Genomic DNA, 22,132 nt, shown 5'->3' with positions numbered 1-22,132 from the left:
TCAATATTATGTTCTTAACAAACTTTAAAGGTAACACATTATATCACAATATTTGGATATAATGAATCTCATTATTTTCTTCCAATGATCTCCACTTCTGTTTCCATTTCAACTTCAAATTTATCATATACAGTATCCTTCACATGCTGTATCAAGGCTTGAACATCCGCTGCACTTCCATTACCTGTGTTAACGATGAAGTTCCCGTGCATCGGTGAAATCTGAGCTCCGCCAATAGAATGTCCCTTCAGGCCTGCATTCTCGACCAATTTACCAGCATGGTGTGGAAGTGGATTCCTAAATATGCTCCCGGCACATGGAAGATTATACGGCTGGGTATCTTTACGATAATTCTTGTTATTTTGCATTCTTTCAACGATTTCGGTTTTATCCCCCTCTGTCAATTGAAAAATTGCTTCCAGTACGATACCAGGTCTTTTCTTCTGAAGCAGAGAAGTTCGATAAGAAAACTCCATTTCCTCTTTCGAAAGCCAAGCTAGAGTTCCATCTTCAAAAAGAACATGTGCCTGCTTGAGGATTTCACTCATATCGGAACCATGTGCACCAGCGTTCATATAGACTGCTCCGCCGACGGAACCAGGAATCCCACTGGCAAATTCCAATCCTGCATATCCTTTTTTACTGATTTGTACGGAGAGGCTGACAAGTGATACCCCAGCTCCTGCTTTGATCTCCGTCCCATTTATCTCGAGATGATCAAGTCCTCTACCCAATTTAAGCACGGCACCTTCAATTCCGCCATCACTGACCAGCAGGTTCGAGCCCCTGCCAATCACCCTCCACGGCATCCCATTTTCTTTGATGACCTGCATCGTTTTTTCTATATTTTCAATGGATGACGGCATGATGAATAAATCAGCCGGCCCCCCAATTTTCATAGTGGTATGATTTGCAAGCGGTTCCTGTTCAAGAACTTTGCCGATTTTCATTTCAGTTAATTGCTTTATCACATTATCCATGATAAACCTCCTTGTTGTTCCAAAATTCCAAGTTATAATTTTCATTTCCTCTTCCATGAGGTCACTTATATTACAAGATTAATAACGCCTTTTTAGCAGAAAAATGAATAGAAGCAAGCCCCAGTACGGCCTAACCCTCTTATACTATAGTCTAAACAAAGACGTATTGCCAATATTTATTGTGGATTCCCCAACATTCATACATGGTAATATTTAAGCGGCATTTCATTTATTTCTAAATTTCGGCAAGCCCCACCAAAAAAATGTTTTTCCTGGAAGGGTTTTCAACGTAAAAAAGGGAAGCCCTGCGTTCAACAGGACTTCCCTTTTGCCAAACCACATTTTTTACTTATTTCAGAACCTCGAATATCGGCTAATATTCAGGAGCACCCCAATCGCCATCAACATGAGCGTCAGCGATGAACCGCCATAACTTAAGAGGGGCAAGGTGATACCCGTAACCGGCATAAGTCCCGTTACCACCCCTATATTGATCATCACTTGAATGGCGACCATTGCAATGATTCCCACCGCTACAAGGCTCCCGTATAGATCAGGGGCACCAAGTGCGATCCGAATGCCCCGCCAAAGCATTAGCGCAAATAATAAAATGACAAGAGAACCCCCGATGAAGCCAAGTTCCTCGGAAAGTATGGCAAAAATGAAATCAGTCTGCGGTTCGGGTAAATAGAAAAACTTTTGGCGGCTTTGCCCGAGTCCCAATCCGAACAATCCCCCTGGCCCGATTGCATAAAACGATTGAATCATTTGAAATCCACTGCCCAAAGGGTCTTCCCATGGATCCAGAAAAGACGTGATCCTTTTTATCCGGTAAGGCGCTGACAAAATCAGACCAATAAAACCTGCTACCCCAATTAGCCCCAAGCCGACAAAATGACTGATTCTTGCCCCGGAAATAAAAATCATGACAATGCACGTTCCAACCATTACCGTTCCCGTTCCAAGGTCCGGCTGTAACATGATCAAACCAAATGCCAAAAACACTAAACCCAAGGATGGAAGCATCCCTTTTTTAAAGGAGGTGATCAGCTTTTGCCGTTCTGATAAAAACTTAGCTAAAAAAGCGATCATCGCCAGCTTCATGAACTCAGAGGGTTGGACCGAAAAAGCACCCACACCAATCCAGCTCCTCGAACCATTTCTCGCCATCCCTATACCTGGTACAAGCACAGCCAGTAACATAATGAAACAAATGATGATAAGGATTTTGGCCCATGTCCGCCACGTCCAGTAATCCACATTCATGATGAAAAACATGGCTATGACACCGACGCAGGCAAAAAGCAATTGCCTTTTAGCAAAATAAAACGAATCATCAAATTTATATGTTGCCCAAATGGCACTCGCGCTGTAAACCATGATTAATCCAACAGTCAAAAGACTTAAGGTGACGATAATGAGAATGAGATCAGGATTCGATTTTTTTAATGGCACGGACATCCACCTCTAGGAAGTTTTTAGCCTACGAATATAAACATCAGTGCTGATTGCTTGTCAGCACTTTAGTCAAAAAAAAAGCGATAACGGCTCATTATCGCTTTTTTTCATGGTGTCAACGTAGAAGCAGGTTCACTTCTCTCTGCGAAAGCTCTTACTTAAGTTTATGCACGGCCTCCATAAACATGTCTCCTCTTTGCTCAAAAGTTTTATATTGATCCCAGCTTGCACAAGCCGGGGAGAGAAGAATACAGTCGCCTTCATTTGATAATTCAAATGCAGCCGGCACGGCCTTTTCTACATTATCGACACGTTTTATATTCGCTATTCCTATTTCTTTGGCTACCCGTTCAATTTTTTCCGCCGTTTCACCAAAAGTTATCACGGCTTTGACATTTTTCATCGCCGGTTTCAACTCATCAAATTCATTTCCGCGATCCAGACCGCCTGCCAATAAAATGACAGGTTCCGTAAAGGATGTTAACGCTTTGGATGCTGCAAGAATGTTCGTAGCTTTCGAATCATTATAAAATTTACGGTTATCGATCGTTGCCACGAACTGCAGACGGTGCTCCACACCATAAAATGTTTTCAGTACAGTCTGAATGGCTTCATTAGTTACACCCTTCAGCTTGGCCGCTGAGATGGCGGCGAGCACATTTTCCAAATTATGCTTCCCGGGAAGGGCTATCTCTGAAACTTCAATGATTTTTTCCCCTCGGAAACAGGCGGCACCATCTTCCACATAGGCTCCATTCTCATGTTTCACTTCAGCTGAAAAAGGAACAAGTTCAGCCTTGGTCTCTTTCGCCATGGATAAAACAAGATCTTGATCTGCATTATAAATCATGAAATCTGATGCTATTTGATTTTTCGTGATGGCAGCTTTTGCTTCGACATATTCCTGTTTGGAACTGTGATAATCCAAATGTGCATCATACAGATTTGTCACGATTGAGATTTCAGGACGAAATTCGTCTATTCCCATTAACTGAAACGATGATAATTCAATGACGATCGAGTCATCTGGTTTTGCATGTTCAGCAACACCAGATGCCACTGTCCCGATATTACCGGCAATCAGCGGGGATTTTTCACCGGACTTCAACATTTCGTATATCAATGTTGTCGTGGTCGTTTTCCCATTTGTACCAGTGATTCCTATGAAAGGTGCTTCACTTATCTGGTAGGCCAGTTCAACTTCCGTGATAACAGGAATCCCTTTTTCCAATGCCCCTTTTACTATAGGGTTCCGATAGGGAATTCCCGGATTTTTCACGATCAGCTCGAACCCCTCATCCAGAAGCTCGATTGGATGACTGCCGCAGATGACTTTGATTCCCTGTTCAAGAAGTCCTTGAGCCTCAGGATTTTCCGATAATGGCTTCATGTCATTAACCGTCACGAAAGCACCTAATTTATGTAGAAGCGAAGCTGCCATCACTCCGCTTTTTGCCAAACCCAATACTAATATCTTTTTCTCTGAATACTTTGCAGTCTCTTTCAATTATATCCACACCTCTAAATAGATTCCGAGTACCGCACACAGCAGCCCCACTGTCCAGAAAGTGACGACGACACGCCATTCCGACCAGCCGGAAAGCTCATAATGGTGGTGAAGCGGACTCATTTTAAAAATACGTTTACCAGTCGTTTTAAAAGATCCTACCTGAAGGATGACCGAGAGCGTTTCAATGACGAAGACTCCGCCAATGATGACCAGGAGGATTTCAAGCTTCGTTAACAAGGCGATGGTTGCGATCGCTCCCCCAAGGGCCAAGGAACCCGTATCCCCCATGAAAACCTTTGCCGGGTGTGCATTGAATACCAAAAATCCGAGTACTGCACCGACAACCGCCACCGAAAAAATGGCGACATCATATTGTGACTGACTCCAGGCTAAGATGGCAAAAGCACCAAAGGCAATGGCTGATGTCCCTGAGACAAGTCCATCAAGCCCATCCGTCAAATTGACGGCATTTGAAAAGCCTACCAGCCAGAATATAACGATGAACAGATAAAACCAGCCAAAATCAAAAGCAAAGTCAGTGCCTGGAATCGTCAATTCAGGATTAAAACGGTCTGTCTGCTTGAAGACGAAGTAAAAGATGACCGAAATCACAATTTGTCCAAGCAGTTTTTGCTTGGAAGTCAGTCCCAGGTTACGCTTCATGACCACTTTGATGAAGTCATCAAGGAAACCTAATAAACCAAAACCTAAAGTAACGAATAATAATAAATACGTTTCGGTTGAAGGTGCCGAAAATTTCAAAGTCATGACCAGTGTAGCGATGGTAACAGATAATAATATGACCAAACCGCCCATGGTGGGTGTTCCCGTTTTCTTCAAATGCGATTGCGGGCCTTCTTCCCTAATACTTTGCCCGAATTTCAATCTTCTTAAAAACGGGATGAAAATCGGCGAAAGAAGAACGGTTACTAAAAACGCCACCAAAATCGTATAAAAAATCACTTGTTCCAACATTCCTTATTCCCTCATTCCTAACACAATTCAAATATAAAATTCTGCTTGATGTCTTTTCCTATTTGTTGCAGGGCAATTTCAGCCTTGGTTCAAACTGAACCCAAACGACTTTGAATCGCCTTTTCCGCTTCCTCACGGTCATCGAAGTGAAGCACTTCGTCACCGACCAATTGATAGGTTTCATGGCCCTTTCCAGCAATTAATATAACGTCGCCCTCTTCCGCCTTGGAAACTGCGTAAGCTATCGCCTGCCTGCGGTCTTCAATAACCGTATATTCTTTGCCTGCTACACCAGCTTCCATATCGCGGAGGATCTGGGCAGCATCTTCACTGCGTGGATTATCCGAAGTGAAGATCGGGTCAGTCGCCAAGCTGCATGCAATTTGCGCCATGATTGGACGCTTTGTCTTGTCTCGGTCCCCGCCGCAGCCCACTATCACGTAAATTTTCTTTCTAGCAAACTCACCAACAGTCTTTAGAACATTTTCCAAACTGTCCGGAGTATGGGCATAGTCAACAATGACCGGGAAGTCCTGATTCGCTGAAATGAGCTCAAAACGGCCTGCAACACCTTTTATATCCTCGATGGATCTAATGGTCTCATCCAGATCGTTACCGGCGCACAAAGCAGCAGAGATGGCAGAGAGTACATTATAAACACTGAATTTACCAATTAGCTTCAGCTGAATGTATCGCTCTTCTTTACCTGCTGTCAAGGTGAACGATGTGCCATTTGCATCAATTTTTATATCCTTGGCCCTGAGATCCGCTTCATTGTCTATGCCGTATGTAACGACTGTAGCAGCAGTCGCTTTAATGAAATCGGCTGTTGCCTCATCATCAGCATTAAGCACAGCATATTTAGGGCGATTTTCTATGTAAGCATTGCCAAGCTGTGAGAAAAATAAGGACTTTGCCTGCCTGTATCTGTCCATGGTTTTATGAAAATCCAAATGATCCTGTGTGAGATTCGTAAAGACGGCAATATCATAATCACAGCCATGGACGCGCCCAAGCTCAAGTGCATGCGATGAAACTTCCATAATGGCCGTGGAAACGGATGCTTCGGCCATTTCATGAAAAGCCTTCTGCAATGTAACGCTATCTGGCGTCGTATTCTTGGTTTCATATACCGTATCGGCAATTTTTGTATACATCGTGCCAATCAAGCCTGTTTTTTCATGTCGATCCTCGAAAATCTTTTCCAATAAGTGACTGGTCGTCGTCTTTCCATTCGTTCCTGTAATTCCGATCAAGCGCATCTTTTGAGTCGGATGGCCATAAAATGCATCGGCAAGAACTGCCATCGCCCTGCTCGAATCCCTGACTACGATCACGGGAACATCGAGGTCAAGCGGCCTTTCGGCAATGACTGCTGCAGCTCCATGCTCTACAGCAAGTTCGGCAAAATCATGACCATCGACTGTATAACCTTTTATACAAACAAATAAACTTCCGTCTATGACTTTTCGGTTATCATTTTCAATGGAGGTGATTTCAGGATTTTCTCCTTCATACGTAAATAAGGAGTGTAAATAAGATAGTAATTTGTGAAGCTTCATTTTTCCATCCCTCTCAACTTAATTTGAGGATTCATTATATGTGATTAGCCTTGGCTTGTCGAGAAACCAATTTCAATTATACGGGGTTATCCCGACTCCGTAAACAAAGCGGCTGATGATTCTTCAGCCGCTTTAACTATTCATATATTATATTATACTTATTCTGTATTTTCGCCAAGATAAATTCTTATTGTAGAGCCTTGTTTTACTTTAACACCTGGATCTGGGGCTTGATTTATGACTTTATCCCCATTTCCGGCAATATCAAGCTTAAGGTCGATGAGCTGGGTTTGCAACTCTTTTTTGCTGAGACCCACGACGTCGGGTACCTCGACCATGACGGGATCCGTCCAGACCGTTTCCTTCTCAATCTGGTTCTTCCTTGGCTTGACGCCCATGGCCCTAAGTGAATCCTCCATGATATTCCCAACGATCGGTGCGGCAACGACCCCGCCGAATTGTACCGTTCCTTTCGGATTATCCACAGCTATATACACGACGATTTGCGGATCATCCGCTGGAGCGACACCAATGAATGAGAGAATATAATTATTTTCAAGGTATCTGCCATTTTCAGCTTTTTGGGCTGTACCCGTTTTCCCGCCGACGCGGTACGACTCCACGAATGCTCCTTTACCGCTTCCTTGGGCGACAACGGATTCAAGCGCTTCCCGGACTTTCTTCGAGGTTGCTTCTGAAATCACCTTTTTCTTCGCCTGAGGGGTCTTTCGCATTAGCACTTCCCCATTTTTTGGATTCACGAGTTCCTTCGCGATATATGGTGTATACAAAGTCCCGCCATTCACGGCCGCCGATACCGCTGTCACCTGCTGAATGGGCGTTACGGCTACACCTTGTCCAAACGCAGTAGTTGCCTGCTCTACCGGACCCACTCGATCCATGTTGAACATGATTCCTTTTCCTTCTCCGGTTAAATCAATTCCCGTCTTTTGCCCAAAACCGAAATCATTTATATATTTAAACAGCTTGTCTTTACCAAGCCGGTTCCCTAATTCTACAAAACCCGGGTTACATGAGTTCTCCACCACTTCAAGAAAAGTTTGATCCCCATGTCCTCCGCTTTTCCAGCAATGCAGCGTTGATCCTGACACTTCCACATGTCCGGAATCATAAAAATGTTCCTTTTGTAAGTCGACCTTCCCTTCCTCAAGCGCCGCAGCAAGCGTGATGATCTTAAAAGTCGATCCTGGTTCATATATACTCCAAACTGGTAAATTACGATTATACACTTCTGAGGGGACATTTTGAAAATTGGCAGGGTCGAAGGTTGGCCTGCTGGACATTGCCAATATTTCCCCTGTGTTCGGGTCCATTGCAATGGCAATTATACCATCGGGATCATATGTCGCCTCCGCATTATCGAGCTCCCTCTCCACAATTGTTTGGATTTTGCTATCGATGGTCAGCTTCAAGTTATCACCATCAACAGGGGGCTTATAGTCATCGGCCATATTCTCAAGCCTTTTCCCTTTTGCATCGGAGTAAAATTTAACGAACCCTTTTTCCCCGCTTAGTTCCTTATCATAAGACAATTCAATACCCATCAACCCTTGATTGTCAGAGCCTGTAAAGCCAAGAACATGTGAAAGGTATTCACCAAATGGGTAATGGCGCTTTGAATCTTCAGCGATATATACACCCTTTATCCCTAATGCCTTAATTTCCTTCGCCTTTTCGTGAGATATCTTTCTGCCTTCCGGAATTCTGACGCTCATCGCCTGTTTCGTTAACCATTGATAAGCCTTTTCCTTTGTCATATCCAATATTGAAGCAAGCTGTTCCGCCGTCTCCCCAGGATTCTCAATCTGTCTTGGGATGACATACACTGTTGGCGCAGATATATTCGTTGCCAGCTCGACACCATTCCGATCAAGGATTTCTCCTCGTTTGGCTTCAAAAGGAATATTCCTGCTCCAGGAATCTTTAGCCAGCCCCGTCAACTTATCCCCTAGATAAAACTGTACAATTCCCAATCGGATATCAATGATAAAAAAAACAACGATACCGATCGCCAATGCGATTGCCAGCCGTTTTCGGACAGTAACATTCGAAACACGCAAAAACAGGCACCTCCATTTCATACATGCTTCAATATATGCTTGTCTACTCGATGCTAGACTAGAAAATTCGAAAGAAATAAAGAGGGGATCCAATGCACATAACCCTGTCAAGTAGACAATAAAAAAAGAGTATTTTTTAAGCTACGGCCTTTTCTCGATATTCAATTGGAGAAAGGCCGTTGAATTTCTCCTGAAAGCGAGCCGTATTGTAAAACTCTATATACTCTTGAATAGCTAGATAAGCTTGCTCTGCTGTTTTTGGACATGTTAAATATAACTTTTCTGTTTTTAAATGTGAGAAGAAGCTTTCTATACACGCGTTGTCGTGACAATTGCCACGACGAGAGTGGCTTCCTCGAATGCCGAGTTCCTTCACCTGATTTTCATATGATTTCGTCGTATATTGGAATCCTTGATCTGAGTGCAGGAGAGCCCCCTTGCTAAACGGCTTGTCCCTTAGCTGGTTTAGCGTATTATGAACCAATTCAAGATCATTTCGTGTAGAAACTTCCCATGCAACAATTTCATTATTATACAAATCTAAAACGGCGGAAAGGTAGGCAAACGTGTTTCCAATCCGTACATAGGTTATATCTGTTACTAACTTATGAAACCTCATCTCTGCGTAGAATTCACGATTTAAGACATTATGAAATACAACTGACCCTCTTCGACCGTAGAAAGGGCGTTTCTTCCGAATGACAGATTGGACCCCCAACTCTCTCATTAATCGACGAACACGCTTGTGGTTTACAACGATTCCTTCTCTGGACAAAGCTCCAGTCATCCGTTTATATCCGTAGTAGGGGTGTAGCTTATGGATGGCTAAAATATGTTCTTTTATCCATAAATTTTTCTCAAGTCGCAAAGAACGAGCAGAATGTGTCTTCCGCCATTTGTAGTATCCAGCCTTTGATACTTCAGCGATTTTTAATAGCCACGAAAGTGGGTACGTTTTCCTCAAACCATCGATTATTTGAAACCTTTCGGCTTTCAGGACCATTCCTTCCCATGTAGATTTGGATTGCGCTTTTTTAAATAATCCACCTGCGCTTTTAGATAGGCATTTTCCTCTTCGACACTAGAAAAATTCTTACGGTTCCATACACCACGTTGATCTTCAAAAGACTCGTTATTCTGCACTTTCTTCACCCAACTCGCTATCTGTGCATCACTTTTAATACCAAAACGCTCACGAATCTGGCGATATGACCAACCTTCCTCCACTTTCAGACGAACCACTTCTCTCTTTAATCCTTCTGTATACGCTTGAAACGTTTGCCCCTTTTTTGCCATACAAAAATCCCCTCCAGATTGACAGTTAAGAACATTTTATCATGTTCTCTTTTTTCTCTGTCTACCTGAAGGGGATAATACCACAATTGGATCCCCTCTTTGTCTTCACTCTGTTTTCTCTTTTGTCGGTATATCTTCACCAGCCCCATCTGGCTGGGATAATTCAATATTGAAGGTTTCCCCTTCATTAACCTTTTTCCCGGCCTCAAGACTCTGTTTACTCACGTATCCCGTACCTTCGGTTTTCAGATCCAGTTTTGCAACCTTAGCCAATTTCATGACATCGCGCAAGGACCATCCCTTCATGTCAGGAACTTTCATTTCGCCGTCCGTCCTGAGGATTATCTTTTCACCCTGTAAGAGTACACTCCCCGCTTTCGGGGATTGGTCGAGCACTTTACGTCCACTTCCGATCGTACTTATATCATAACCAAGTTCCTTCAGTTCTGTAACAGCTGAACTCTCGGTTTGATTCGTATAGTCTTTGATTTTATTTGCTTTTTGTTTTTTAACTTCAGAAGGTTTTATGTTTAGATATTGCAGGCTATTTTGCATGACAGGATTAAATATCTCTGACAATGGATCAGCCCCAACATAAGATACACCTAACTTGGGCTGCTTGACCGCCACATACATGACCAACTGCGGATCATCTTTTGGAGCCATTCCTAAAAAGGAGAACACATAGTTATTTTTCCCTTCTAAATATCTACCTGTCGGACCCGCAATTTGTGCAGTACCGGTTTTCCCCGCTACTTGATATCCATCAATGGCATATTTTTTCCCTGTTCCTTTTTTCGCAGAAATTACCGTTTCCAAATAATCACGTACTTGTTTTGCAGTTTCTGCCGAAATCGGTTGCCCTGTCACTTTCGGCTTAGTCGTTTTCAAAATTTTTCCGGTATCCTGATCGGAAATGCTTTTTATCACGTACGGCCGCATCATTTTTCCGTCATTGGCTATTGCGGATGCAGCTTGGATTTGTTGAATCGGTGTAACGGTCGAACCCTGTCCAAAGGAGGTAGTCACTTTTTCAAGCTTATACTTGTATTGAATTTTTCCGGTTATCTCGTTTGGCAGGTCAATTCCCGTTTTTTTATCAAATCCGAACTTAGTCAAATACTCTCGGAACGTATCGGCTCCTATTTTATCCATTGCAAGTGTGGCAAAAGCGACGTTCGAGGAACGTTGAACCCCTTCCAGAAAGGTCATGCTCTTTCCTCTTTCGATTCCGCTATGGTCCCCGATTTTACCCGATCCGGCTTTGTAGGTTCCTGCAACAAAGCTTTCATTCGGATTAAAGACCCCTTCCTCAACAGCCGCGGCAAGGGTGAAGGTTTTCATGGTTGAACCCGGTTCGAAGGTTTCTTCAATTGCCAGGTTACGCCATGTATCCGTTAGGCCGACTTTCGTTGTCGGATGGAAGGTGGGCCTTTGCCCCATCGCCACAATTTCCCCCGTTTTGGGATTGGAGACAATCGCTATGATTTGTTCGGGATCGTATTTTTCCTGCACCTTGCTCATCGAGTCTTCCAAGAATGTTTGTATTTTCTTGTCGATCGTAAGCATGACATCATTGCCATTATCAGGAGCAACGACCTTTTCCTTCTTATCCGGTAAGAGGAAACCCCATGAGTCACTGTCATATGTCAGCTTCCCATCCGTTTCCTGCAATTCTTTATTGAGGTACCTTTCGATGCCGAACTTACCAGCCATTTCTTCCGTTTTTTCATCCTTTTCTACATAGCCAATCAGATGGGAGGCGAAAATCCCATTCGGATAAAAACGTTTATTGGTCCTTCCGAATGTAATTCCCGGCAGTTCCAATTTTTCTATTTTCTGCTTGACGACCTGAGTCAAATCCTTGCCGGCACTGCCAAACTCCACTTGGTATGCCCCTTTTTTCGTAAGTCTTTCATAGATGTCCTGTTCATCCATGTCGATATATTTAGCAAGCTCATTCGCGGTCTTCTCCGGATCCTTGACATGCTCTGGCTCCTTTTCACTAAGTACTGCCCTTAAGATATAGGAGGAAGTATCTTCGGCGATGACTTCACCTTTTGTATCGAGTATGCTTCCCCTTTTTGCTTCTATGACCTGTTTTTTTTCATATTTCTTGTCGATTTTCGAAGCCAGTACCTCCCCGCCAGCTGTACCCGTCACCTGAATATACAAAAAGCGGCAGACTAAAACAAAAAAGAGCAGGCCGAATAAGAAGAATAATCCGGCTGCCCCATGCTTCATATTTTTTTGTTTCTGCATTATCACTGCACACCCTTCACATTATTCTCATTTAACTTGAACCCTAGCGCTGCAGCTTTTTTCCAAATTCTCTCGTATGTACTAAGTTCAGCAACCTGCACTTTTAAATCATCATTCACTTTACCCTGTTCTTCAATCGATGTTTCCACTAGCTGGATCTCTTTATTCGTTTCATAGATGGCCGCTTGATTAGAGACTATTTTCACTCCCATGAAGGTGACCATGATAGCAAGGGCACATAGTAAGAAAACTTCACCAATGGATATCTTCGCTTTACGGATGACCACTGTTTGCTGTGTCTGTTGCTGCTGTTGGTCTTCATATTGCTGTTCTTGTACTTTTTTGGCTATGGAACTCATTCATGTTCCCCCTCACTGATTTTTTTCTGTAATCATTGCTTTTCGGCGATTCTTAGCTTAGCCGACCGGGAACGATTATTCCCTTCCAATTCTTCTTCTGAAGGTAAAATCGGTTTTCTCGTAATTATTTTCATAGTTGGCTTGAATTCATCCGGGATAACTGGAAGTCCAGGCGGAAGATCCGGCATGCTACTGGCCTTTTTAAATACCGTTTTACAAATTCTATCTTCGAGCGAATGGAATGTAATGACAGATATTCTTCCCTCTTTATCCAAAAGCGAAATGGCCTGCTCCAGGGAATCTTCAAAGACACCAAGTTCGTCATTCACAGCGATCCTTATTGCTTGGAACACTCGTTTCGCAGGGTGCCCGCCTTTACGTCTTGCCGGGGCCGGTATCCCATCCTTAATTAATTCCACAAGTTCGAACGTCGTTTCAATCGGTTTTATTTCACGTGCCGCTTCAATTTTCCTGGCAATTTGTTTCGAAAACTTTTCTTCTCCATATTGGAAGAAAATTCTCAACAAATCATGGAATGACCAAGTATTCACGACATCATAGGCAGAAATGGCAGCACTTTGGTCCATCCTCATATCCAGAGGTGCATCATGGTTATAGCTGAAACCACGCTCCGGTGTATCCAATTGTGGGGATGACACACCTAAATCATAAAGGATCCCGTCCACTTTCTCGATTCCCCGGGCATTCAACTCTTCTTTTAAGTATTTAAAATTATTAGGAACAAGAACAATACGTTCGCCATAGCTTTCCAATTTTTCCTTAGCATTCCGAATCGCCGTTTCGTCCTGATCAAAAGCATAAAGCCTGCCCTTGTCAGAGAGCTGTGAAAGTAAGTATTCGCTGTGACCGGCTCCTCCTAAAGTACAATCCACATAAATTCCATCAGGTTTGATGTTCAATCCATCAACCGTCTCTTTTAATAACACTGTTGTATGTTGAAACATGCTAGACATCCTTCCAATCGGTTATTGAGTGACTCTATATCTGAGGGCAGCCTTAAATATCAAAGCCAATCATATTTTCTGCTATCTCAGCGAAAGAATCCTCCGAAGCTGAAAAATAGTTTTCCCAAAGGGATTTGCTCCAAATCTCAATACGATTGGTAACACCAAGAATTACACATTCTTTTTCCAATTGGCCATATGAAGTAAGCGGCGTGGGGATATTAATTCGCCCTTGTTTATCAATTTCGCATTCTGTAGCTGCAGAAAAGAAAAAACGGGTAAAGGCTCGGGCATCTTTTTTTGTTAAAGGCAGGGCTTTCAGCTTTTCTTCTAGCAGCTTCCACTCTTCCATAGGGTAACCAAATAAACATTGATCGAGTCCGCGGGTAAGGACAAATTGCTCCCCGAGATTTTCCCTGAATTTCACCGGGACTATCAAACGGCCCTTTATATCGATGTTATGATGGTACTCTCCCATGAACATACCCAATACCCCCACATTCTAATCTCAATGTACCACATTCCCCCACCTTTCTCCACTTGTTTTTACTTTCTCCTTCCAAGTAAAAATTACCTTCTTTTCTTATTAAGTTTATTTAGCCAAATTATTCAAAGAAACGTGCATTTCCCTCGAATGCACTCAAACTAAGACGCAGGCCCACTATTACTGTCGAAGCCCCGCCTGACAAGTACTCAGGAAACAGAAAAAAGACAGGCTTTAGCACCTGTCTTTTTTCACATTTCAATCCCTCCATCAGGATTGGTTTGTGGCAACCGTATTCAAAATGATCTATCCGCCACTTTTCCCCAAAACGGATGGTTTTTCTAAATGAAAATCAATTTATGCTGATTATTGAAGCGATAGTCCAGTTTCATCATATCCCTTACGAGCTCTGGCCCATATTGATTCAAGTAATAAAACACATTCCAAATCCTCTCCTGGGGTGATTCGAGAGGGTACAGCGAATTTGCTATCCGATCATATTTTTTCAAGATGACCGAATGTCGTTCCTTTGTACGGTCACCGATTTTGCCATACATGAAATTCAATTGCTTTTGAATGAATTCAATGTTCTTGTTCAACATCGGCTCGAGTCCTCTATCCAAAGAGACAGCGTGGACAAATAGCTTTTCATGGTTCTCTTCAAGCTGTGATTTCAGCGTCCCGAACAGGGTGTCAATCGTCTCATCTTTAACGGAATCAAGGTAACTTTCCACTGCATTAGCGATCCCTTCAGTCAGAACAGTTTCCAAACTGAGTTCCATTTCTTCAAGGTCGCTTTGGATACTCCGCTCCACCAGCGTGATGTTTAACCTAGGAATGATTGGCGGCATCTTCATGGAAAACAACTCAAACACATTTTTTAATTCTGCCCAATAGGCTATTTCCCCTGGCCCAGAAACGAAAGCCAATACAGGGAAAAGCATTTCCTGCATGAGCGGGCGTGTAATGACATTGTTGCTTAATCGTTCTGGATGATTTCTGGCTATCTGCAAGAGTTCATCTCCGGTAAATGATACCTCACCGTTTTTTCCGCTGAAACCGCCTTCTACACGTTCGAGTAAACATCGATCTTTTTTTTCTGGATCATAATAAAATAAATTAGCGGCCTGTTTATCCATTTCAATCATTTTTGCATACCCTTTTGCATGCATGAATGATTGCTGTTCCTCGACCACTTCAGCAATCCGTCCACTTTCATTGACCATCGATTCAAAGTATGTCTTCTCGATTCGCCTTAAATCCGGATCTCCGGCATCGACTAGTAAAAGGCCATATTCTTTGAACCATTCATGAATCAGCTCGGCGAAGAAATCGACGAAAGTATTCGATCTCTTAATGGTTTCCTTCATATCAATCAGGAGTTTGTTCGTAAATTCCGTTTCTCCATATGTTTCAATGATTTCCTCAAGCCACTTCTCTGCCTTTTCCGTTTCCAGCTCCACATCGGAAACCATTGTTTTATATGGCTGGTAGGAAGGGTAGGTTTTTTTATCGGGTTTTCCGTTTTTCATAACATAAACATGATTGACTTCAGCCAAATCATGATCTTCTCCAGCTATCCAAAAAACCGGAATGACTGGCTGCCCCAGTTTTTTTTCCTGTTCTTCCGCAAGCTTAATGATCGATATCACTTTATGAATGGTATACAGCGGCCCTGATAATAACCCTGCCTGCTGTCCTCCAATCACAACCACGGAATCATCCCTGCGCAACCTTTCAATATTACCCTTAACTGCCTCACTGAATGAAAGACGAGACATGTATTGTTGTATGTAATCCGACAATTCATCACGTGAAAAAGAGCGGTTCATCAATTCTTCATATCTATTGAGATAAATGTCAGGCTTAGACAAGTCATAGTGAAAATAATCCTCCGCTTCAAAACGGTTTTGTAAATAGTCCGATGCAAAACGGTTTAAAGATGGTAACGCGAGATCTTTCATCTCCATTTCTGTTCTCCCTTTCTCTGCAACTACAATTCTTTTTAGAGTATAACATTCCGGTTTAAGAAAACAAAAGAAGTTGCCCAGCAGCAGAAAATTGATGCGATGTTCTATGTTATGTAGTCAATATCTTCGTAATACTTGTAATTATTCCAATGGAAAACAATAGAAGGTAAGCCACGAAAAAGAAGGCGAAGTTCACTCTCCAAAAACCCTTTAATACCTTATGGAAAATGATTTCTTCTTTTACCTTGTAATGGACAAGAACCACCACGAATGCGTTGATGATCATGATGAGCATGATCACCCAAAGAATTTGCATATCCCAAATCGTAATGATCAAATAATGGACGGATAATACGAATAGTAGCGTACTCATGTCCATTGCAAATTGAACGGAGCGCCGATGGTTTCCAGTGAATTGTTTGGCACCTATAAAAAAAAGTATATACCCTACGAAAGGCAAGGTAATAAATATCGCGGCAAGACTTGAAACTACGTACGGCACATCCTCATCCCCCCTGAGACTCTTTTCCTTTGACCATCTTATATAGAGAAGACGTCAGGCAATCACTTTTCCCTTTACTCTTTGCCTCCGAGAGGATATGACCCAAAATGGCATCAATTTCCGTTTTACGGCCATTTTCTAAATCTTTTAGCATGGACGATCGATTTTCAGCAGTTGCCATGCAAACGGATTTCACATGTTCAAATGACTCATCCTTATTTTGAACTTCCAAAATACCGGAGATTTCCCCAAAAAGATCTTGAAATAATTGGTAGTGAAAAGAGTTAGTGATTAAACCGCCATTTTCCACACCAAGTATCGCCGTTAATGGATTTATCACCGCATTGACGACAAGTTTATCCATCAGCATCGAGTGAAAATCTTCACTCGTCGTAAAAGGAAAATGATCGATCCTTTCATTCACGAGCGATAGTTGCCCAAGTTCCCCTCTAAAGGAAGCGATCCTTGTAATGCCAAGCCCCGTATGCTCCACGGTATTCCCGTCATGTTTCAATGCTCCATGCTCCACTACCCCCACATATATGGTCGGGGATTGAAGCTGCTTTAAATAAGAAATATGCCCATAGCCATTCTGCAAGAATAGCAATGGAACCTTAATACCTTTGATCCTAGGCAGTATTTGCGGCAGGTGATATTGCTTGACGGCCACTATAAGAAGATCCACATCCGATATCCCTTCATCCAGCCCTTTGGAAATGATGCCCGTCAGCAGTCGGTTTTCACCATCCGCAATAAGACGGATTCCATCACGTTGGATGATGGACGCCTGATCCGCAGTATGAGTATAGAGAGTCACATTATGTTTTTCACTTAAATGGGACGCAAACAGCAGCCCTATGGCCCCTCCGCCAATGATTCCAATTCTCATAATAACCTTCCTTACTTTTTGAAATATATTTACTATTTTATCACATTATCTTTTTTAGCCTGCACCAATTTTCCCATCGTTGGAAAACGCAGCCAATCTGATTGAATGAAACGATGGAACTGCCATTATCGATGGCTCATCATAAAATACCAATGGAAAGAATGATTAATACGCCATTGAAGATATATTTTCTTCTTTAAGTGTTAATTTAATGGTATATTAGATACGAAAAGCTTAGCCATTTTGAAGACTTTACAGGAACAAAAGATAACTCCAAACTCACCCGAAGAGAAATTGAAGGGAAAAGGGCGGGGGATAAAAGGCTATAAGCATTTAGTCAGCTAGGATAAGTCGATGATGTCATACTAGATTTAACCTAAGTTGAAATTCCACATGGCAAAGATCAGTGGGATGACTTTCAAAGGGTACTATCGGAAGAGGTTTATCAGAATTAAGGGGGAGCTTTTTTATGGAATACAAGGTTGAACGATTACTTGTAAATTTTAAAACGCTTGAGGAATTCAAAAAATTCAAAGAATATGGGATACAGGAACTGTCCATGCTAGATGATTTAGAGGGTAACATCATCGAAAATGACAGCCAATCACCTTTTTACGGAATCTTTTATGGCGATAAACTTGTAGCTCGCATGAGCCTGTATAAAAGAAGCGCTAAATTCGACCAGTATTTTGACAATTCCAGGGATTTCCTTGTTCTTTGGAAACTTGAAGTCCTGCCTAACTATCAGAAAAAAGGTTATGGAAGAGCTTTGGTCGAATTCGCCAAAAGCCTGAACATGCCTATCAAAACCAACCCAAGAGTCCATTCACAAGACTTTTGGAAAAAGATGGGTTTTTCTGCTGTTTCCTATGACTTGGACAGGGACCTCGGAGAAAACCCGCTGATTTGGAGCCCATTTGACATACAAGATAAGAAAGAAATAGATACACAAGAATAAGGAAGCATCAAGAAAATGCGGGCGGATTTTCCCACCCGCATTTTTTATTTATTGACCCTTTCCAAATTACCATTCTTATCCATTTGAAAACTCACCTTCGGATTCGCCTTTTCGTCCTCCTGGACACTAAGTTTTCTTGCGCGCTCCATGATCTGCATTAACGCACGATAATCTTCCTCAACAGCTTTCAGGTTTTCCTTAAGCAGGACATTCTCTTCCAGTAATCGGACATTTTCCCGTTCAAGAAATAGGGAACGCTCAGAAATCCGTTCTTTTTCCTTATTATCAAGCTGAAAGAATTCATCCATTTTGGTTAAATATAATATAACTTCCTGAAGGGTAATAGATTCTTTATCTTCATGCTCGGGCGTTATTTCTTCAATCGTGACATTTTCGACCGCTGCAATCGAATCCCTTTCCACTTCAGGATTATTGACTACCTGTTCCTTCCTTTGTTTTTTCGCCAGCTCTATCCCTGATTTATATTGCTTCCTAACAAAGGAATTCCAACGGAACCCACAAGCAGCAGATGTCCTTGATAACTGTTTCCCCACGTCTTCAAACGCCTTTAATTGTGTACTGCCTTCCCGTATATGCCTCAGTACCACTTCAGCCAACAACAGATCCTCATCATGAGTCCATGCATCTTGTCTCGCAATCGTCATCTCTCTACCTCCTTAGCAAGTTTTAATTCATAATATGCACATGCTAGGAAAGATAGAAGATATATAGAGCGTGTAATATTTATTTTTTCTTATTTAGAAAACGCTCGACTGCAGCATGGTGCTCATCACTCGCCCACAGTTTGGAACATTCACGGATTTCCGCATCCATTCTTCCTTTAAGCCCGCTATCCTGCCATTTATGGACCAGCAATCGTTTATAGGCCATCAATACCCCTGTCTCATGGCGAAGAAAATCTTCCGCAAACCATTCCCATCCATCCGTACCTTCTCCGACTACCTCATCTACGAAACCAAGTTCCTTCGCTTCCTCAGCTTTATGTATTTTTGCATCCAATAATAGCTTTAGCGCTTTTTGCTCTGGTATTTTTTCAAGTAAGAGCGAAGCTCCGCCCCAGCCAGTCGTTATTCCTAGAGTACCTTGTACAAACCCTAGCCTAGCTTCCCTCTTTGCTAACCTGAAATCACAAGCTGTCGCTATTTCGCATCCGCCGCCGAAAGCACTTCCATTGATTAGCGCTATTGTCGGTTTTGGGAAAACTGCTAGTTTATACAGAATTTCACCCATTTTCGATAACATAAAAAAGGCCTCTTCTTCTGTATGCAAATCCTGAAATTCCCTTAGATCCCCGCCTGAACAGAACGCCTCAGAGCCCGCGCCGGTCAGGACCAGCAACTTAACTTCATCATCGCTTGCAGCTTCCGACAATATCGACTCAAGTTCGTCCATCAGCTGATAATTCACGGCATTCCTTTTCTCCGGTCTATTAAATAGGAGCTTCATGAAACCGCGTTTATCCATTTCAACTTCAATCACCTGACCCATGTAAACACCTTCTCCAAAATCATCGGCAAACGCTAATGATTCGAAATATTCTGCCAAATACATTTGTAAAAAAAGCACAGAGAAAAATCCCTGCGCTTTGATTAGCGTGTTGCATCAAGAGAGCTAAGCTCTCAAGTAGGTCAAGAAATTATTTTGCGACAACTTCTTTTCCTTTATATGTTCCACATTCTTTACAAACGTGATGTGAAAGAGTCATTCCACCACAGCTCGGGCATTCTACCATACCAGGTACTTGAAGCTTGAAGTGCGTACGACGTTTTCTTTTTACAGTTTTCGACGTTCTTCTAAAAGGTACAGCCATTATTCCCACCTCCTTAAAAAATATAAAAAAGCTGGAAAAATCGGATTAACGATTTTTCGTTCCAATCAAGATTCTTTATTGTTGTCAAAAAAGTCGGCAAGCTTTGCAAATCTCGGATCAACCTTATGCTCATTTTCCTCTTCGGAAATAACAGCCCAGTCTTTCCCAGATTGAGGAGCAGCTTCATTCGAATCGACATCCTCACAAAAAACCTGCATCGGAATTTCTAGCAATAAATTTTCTTTAATTACCGGTATTAGGTCTACAACGTCGCCTTCCACAACAGTGACATCATCTCCGTAGAAATCTGTGCCATCTGCCTTTAAAAGAAAGGTTTCCTTTGTATCAATATCAATCGGATATTTAACGTCTACCAGTGTACGGGAGCAAGGTAATGTTAATTCACCTGAAAGATGCAAGTGAAAAGTAATCTCGGTCGAGCTGATATCAGCTCTTCCTGCTACTCTGATCGGAGAAACATCGCGAATTTGCGGGTCTCTTTCTCTAATGTCCAAGACATCCACCAGTTCATCAAACCGTAAATCTTTGTCCCGAATTTTTTGAAGTTGACTAATCGTCCATTTCAAATGAAATCACCTCAAGGCAACAAAAATAATTATAGCTTTCAATTATAAGTTTGTCAATATTTTTTCTTTACACTATAATGTAGTCATCCTAACTGATTGTCTAAGTTTATGAATCATTTCTAACAAAAAATCCAGACGATTACTTATAGTAATTTTACTTGAAATACTATTTTAGCACTAAGTTGATAAAATACAAAGTTTTTCTCTGAGGTGAACGAATGAAAGCTTGCGGTTTAGTAGTCGAATATAACCCTTTTCACAATGGACATGTTTTACATGCAAGAGAAAGTAGAGAAAAAACAGGTGCAGATGTTGTTGTCGCTGTTATGAGCGGGCCCTTCTTACAGCGTGGCGAGCCCGCTATCGTCAGCAAGTGGACACGCGCTGAAATGGCCTTGAATGGCGGCATTGATCTTGTCATTGAGCTGCCATATGCTTTCGCGACACAGAAGGCTGAAATATTTGCAAAAGGATCTATTGCTCTTTTGGAATCCCTTGGCTGTGACTCCTTTTGCTTCGGAAGCGAGGATGGCAAAATTGAACCATTCATCATCGCCCACAGAATCCTTTCGGAAAATTCCGCTGCATTCGATGCCGCAATCAAATCGGCCATGGATGCCGGTAATAGTTATCCGGCAAGTGCTGCCCAGGCTTATCGTTCGATCATCCATGGTGATGCGGCATTGGATTTGACGAAGCCGAATAATATCCTTGGAAAGGAATATGTAAGTGCTGCCCTTTCTAACGGCTACTCCATTCGCCCTTATACGATTCAAAGGGTCGCTGCCGGGTACCATGAAACAAAGTTGTCCAAAGACCCTATTGCCAGCGCAACGGGGATACGTAAAGCCATCCATGAACACCAGGAATTACATTCTGTTTCCAGTTACATTCCTCAAGCGACGATGAGTGGCCTTGAGCAATATTTAACGCACTACCATGCCTTGCATGACTGGGAAATGTATTGGTCCATGTTGAAATACCGTATCCTTTCCTCCTCTTTAACCGAATTGGCAGGAATATACGAAGTTGAGGAAGGCATAGAGCACCGAATGAAGAAGATGGCCAACCATTCTTCGAGCTTTTCTGGATTCATGGCAGCGCTGAAGACAAAACGCTACACATGGACACGGCTGCAGCGGATGTGTGTCCATATATTGACGCATACATTCAAGGAACAGGTGATTCATAATGACCAACCGGCCTATATCAGACTTCTTGGCATGAATGGCCGGGGACAAGAATATCTTCGTTCTGTAAAAAAAGGCTTGCCCCTCTCTCTCGTCTCTAAACTTTCGTCCTATCGGGAGCAGGACATCGATATGGACTTGCGAGCGGCACAGGTTTATGCACTGGGCTTGCCCGAGCCGCATCAAGCTGCATTGATGAAACGTGAATATGAATCTCCCGTCATTTTCAAATGAAGAAGGATTCAAGCTTGGTCCGTATCATCCTTAAGTGTA

The 22,132-nt window shown here is 42.4% G+C and carries 20 protein-coding genes; 2 read left to right on the top strand and 18 right to left on the bottom strand.

Annotated features, from left to right (window positions below):
* Positions 1-71: 71 nt before the first annotated feature.
* The 14 genes from murB to MHB45_RS05420 all read right to left on the bottom strand — a co-directional run bounded on the left by murB (position 72) and on the right by MHB45_RS05420 (position 17,293).
* Complete coding sequence (gene murB / locus MHB45_RS05485; protein WP_034313894.1) at positions 72-980, bottom strand: UDP-N-acetylmuramate dehydrogenase; 909 nt, start codon at positions 978-980, stop codon at positions 72-74.
* A gap of 354 nt (positions 981-1,334) precedes the next feature.
* Entirely contained in the window at positions 1,335-2,441 is a 1,107-nt protein-coding gene (gene spoVE, locus MHB45_RS05480; protein ID WP_034313896.1) for a stage V sporulation protein E, read from the bottom strand.
* Positions 2,442-2,592: 151 nt separating this feature from the next.
* Positions 2,593-3,945, bottom strand: a complete 1,353-nt coding sequence (murD, locus tag MHB45_RS05475) for a UDP-N-acetylmuramoyl-L-alanine--D-glutamate ligase (protein ID WP_048684588.1) — start codon at positions 3,943-3,945, stop codon at positions 2,593-2,595.
* Complete coding sequence (mraY, locus tag MHB45_RS05470; protein ID WP_034313901.1) at positions 3,946-4,923, bottom strand: phospho-N-acetylmuramoyl-pentapeptide-transferase; 978 nt, start codon at positions 4,921-4,923, stop codon at positions 3,946-3,948.
* Between the two features lie 89 nt (positions 4,924-5,012).
* Positions 5,013-6,485: a UDP-N-acetylmuramoyl-L-alanyl-D-glutamate--2,6-diaminopimelate ligase gene (locus MHB45_RS05465; protein ID WP_048684585.1), complete on the bottom strand. Its 1,473-nt coding sequence runs from the start codon at positions 6,483-6,485 to the stop codon at positions 5,013-5,015.
* A gap of 158 nt (positions 6,486-6,643) precedes the next feature.
* Positions 6,644-8,566, bottom strand: coding sequence for a stage V sporulation protein D (locus tag MHB45_RS05460; protein WP_034313905.1), 1,923 nt, complete (start codon positions 8,564-8,566; stop codon positions 6,644-6,646).
* 136 nt (positions 8,567-8,702) lie between these two features.
* A protein-coding gene (locus MHB45_RS05455; protein WP_424765136.1) for an IS3 family transposase occupies positions 8,703-9,862 on the bottom strand; the annotation gives its coding sequence in 2 pieces (ribosomal slippage) (positions 8,703-9,604 and positions 9,604-9,862; 1,161 coding nt in all).
* 105 nt (positions 9,863-9,967) lie between these two features.
* The gene (locus tag MHB45_RS05450) at positions 9,968-12,124 is read right to left on the bottom strand and encodes a penicillin-binding protein (protein WP_340907473.1); all 2,157 of its coding nucleotides are present in this window, start codon (positions 12,122-12,124) and stop codon (positions 9,968-9,970) included.
* 2 nt (positions 12,125-12,126) lie between these two features.
* Complete coding sequence (gene ftsL, locus MHB45_RS05445) at positions 12,127-12,483, bottom strand: cell division protein FtsL (protein ID WP_072272701.1); 357 nt, start codon at positions 12,481-12,483, stop codon at positions 12,127-12,129.
* A gap of 32 nt (positions 12,484-12,515) precedes the next feature.
* Positions 12,516-13,448 (bottom strand): 16S rRNA (cytosine(1402)-N(4))-methyltransferase RsmH, encoded by a 933-nt coding sequence (gene rsmH, locus MHB45_RS05440; protein WP_034313911.1) that lies wholly within the window; start codon positions 13,446-13,448, stop codon positions 12,516-12,518.
* A 52-nt stretch (positions 13,449-13,500) separates the two neighbouring features.
* Entirely contained in the window at positions 13,501-13,932 is a 432-nt protein-coding gene (gene mraZ, locus MHB45_RS05435) for a division/cell wall cluster transcriptional repressor MraZ (RefSeq protein ID WP_034313914.1), read from the bottom strand.
* A gap of 341 nt (positions 13,933-14,273) precedes the next feature.
* The gene (gene bshC / locus MHB45_RS05430) at positions 14,274-15,902 is read right to left on the bottom strand and encodes a bacillithiol biosynthesis cysteine-adding enzyme BshC (RefSeq protein ID WP_072272700.1); all 1,629 of its coding nucleotides are present in this window, start codon (positions 15,900-15,902) and stop codon (positions 14,274-14,276) included.
* A gap of 109 nt (positions 15,903-16,011) precedes the next feature.
* Positions 16,012-16,404, bottom strand: coding sequence for a DUF3397 domain-containing protein (locus MHB45_RS05425; protein ID WP_048684577.1), 393 nt, complete (start codon positions 16,402-16,404; stop codon positions 16,012-16,014).
* Between the two features lie 4 nt (positions 16,405-16,408).
* The gene (locus tag MHB45_RS05420; protein ID WP_072272699.1) at positions 16,409-17,293 is read right to left on the bottom strand and encodes a 2-dehydropantoate 2-reductase; all 885 of its coding nucleotides are present in this window, start codon (positions 17,291-17,293) and stop codon (positions 16,409-16,411) included.
* A gap of 469 nt (positions 17,294-17,762) precedes the next feature.
* On the opposite strand from MHB45_RS05420, the gene MHB45_RS05415 reads away from it, so the two are divergent.
* On the top strand, positions 17,763-18,251 hold the full coding sequence (locus MHB45_RS05415; RefSeq protein ID WP_048684574.1) for an N-acetyltransferase: 489 nt from the start codon (positions 17,763-17,765) through the stop codon (positions 18,249-18,251).
* 44 nt (positions 18,252-18,295) lie between these two features.
* Here MHB45_RS05415 and MHB45_RS05410 read toward each other — a convergent pair whose 3' ends face one another.
* The 4 genes from MHB45_RS05410 to MHB45_RS05395 form a co-directional block, all read right to left on the bottom strand.
* A complete protein-coding gene (locus MHB45_RS05410; protein WP_072272698.1) occupies positions 18,296-18,916 on the bottom strand; it encodes an RsfA family transcriptional regulator in 621 nt (206 codons plus the stop codon).
* A gap of 79 nt (positions 18,917-18,995) precedes the next feature.
* Positions 18,996-19,838, bottom strand: coding sequence for an enoyl-CoA hydratase/isomerase family protein (locus tag MHB45_RS05405; protein WP_318260559.1), 843 nt, complete (start codon positions 19,836-19,838; stop codon positions 18,996-18,998).
* Between the two features lie 70 nt (positions 19,839-19,908).
* Positions 19,909-20,082, bottom strand: a complete 174-nt coding sequence (rpmF, locus tag MHB45_RS05400) for a 50S ribosomal protein L32 (protein ID WP_034313929.1) — start codon at positions 20,080-20,082, stop codon at positions 19,909-19,911.
* Between the two features lie 65 nt (positions 20,083-20,147).
* Positions 20,148-20,669, bottom strand: a complete 522-nt coding sequence (locus MHB45_RS05395) for a YceD family protein (protein WP_048684570.1) — start codon at positions 20,667-20,669, stop codon at positions 20,148-20,150.
* Positions 20,670-20,887: 218 nt separating this feature from the next.
* Here MHB45_RS05395 and MHB45_RS05390 point away from each other — a divergent pair, with 218 nt between their 5' ends.
* Positions 20,888-22,093: a nucleotidyltransferase gene (locus tag MHB45_RS05390; RefSeq protein WP_340907467.1), complete on the top strand. Its 1,206-nt coding sequence runs from the start codon at positions 20,888-20,890 to the stop codon at positions 22,091-22,093.
* The last annotated feature ends 39 nt before the right edge of the window (positions 22,094-22,132 follow it).

Origin of the sequence: Peribacillus sp. FSL K6-5616, from assembly GCF_038008245.1 — a bacterium.
Lineage (GTDB): Bacteria > Bacillota > Bacilli > Bacillales > DSM-1321 > Peribacillus > Peribacillus frigoritolerans.
This window is presented reverse-complemented; position numbering and strand designations above follow the sequence as displayed.

Bases quoted from the DNA above. Each gene is read 5' to 3' on its own strand.
- MHB45_RS05410 (WP_072272698.1), bottom strand. From the start codon at position 18,916: ATGACGATTGCGAGACAAGATGCATGGACTCATGATGAGGATCTGTTG.
- rsmH (WP_034313911.1), bottom strand. From the start codon at position 13,448: ATGTTTCAACATACAACAGTGTTATTAAAAGAGACGGTTGATGGATTG.
- bshC (WP_072272700.1), bottom strand. From the start codon at position 15,902: ATGGAGATGAAAGATCTCGCGTTACCATCTTTAAACCGTTTTGCATCG.
- mraZ (WP_034313914.1), bottom strand. From the start codon at position 13,932: ATGTTCATGGGAGAGTACCATCATAACATCGATATAAAGGGCCGTTTG.
- MHB45_RS05465 (WP_048684585.1), bottom strand. From the start codon at position 6,485: ATGAAGCTTCACAAATTACTATCTTATTTACACTCCTTATTTACGTAT.
- spoVE (WP_034313896.1), bottom strand. From the start codon at position 2,441: ATGTCCGTGCCATTAAAAAAATCGAATCCTGATCTCATTCTCATTATC.
- ftsL (WP_072272701.1), bottom strand. From the start codon at position 12,483: ATGAGTTCCATAGCCAAAAAAGTACAAGAACAGCAATATGAAGACCAA.
- MHB45_RS05420 (WP_072272699.1), bottom strand. From the start codon at position 17,293: ATGAGAATTGGAATCATTGGCGGAGGGGCCATAGGGCTGCTGTTTGCG.
- MHB45_RS05390 (WP_340907467.1), top strand. From the start codon at position 20,888: ATGAAAGCTTGCGGTTTAGTAGTCGAATATAACCCTTTTCACAATGGA.
- murB (WP_034313894.1), bottom strand. From the start codon at position 980: ATGGATAATGTGATAAAGCAATTAACTGAAATGAAAATCGGCAAAGTT.
- MHB45_RS05415 (WP_048684574.1), top strand. From the start codon at position 17,763: ATGGAATACAAGGTTGAACGATTACTTGTAAATTTTAAAACGCTTGAG.
- MHB45_RS05450 (WP_340907473.1), bottom strand. From the start codon at position 12,124: ATGCAGAAACAAAAAAATATGAAGCATGGGGCAGCCGGATTATTCTTC.
- rpmF (WP_034313929.1), bottom strand. From the start codon at position 20,082: ATGGCTGTACCTTTTAGAAGAACGTCGAAAACTGTAAAAAGAAAACGT.
- mraY (WP_034313901.1), bottom strand. From the start codon at position 4,923: ATGTTGGAACAAGTGATTTTTTATACGATTTTGGTGGCGTTTTTAGTA.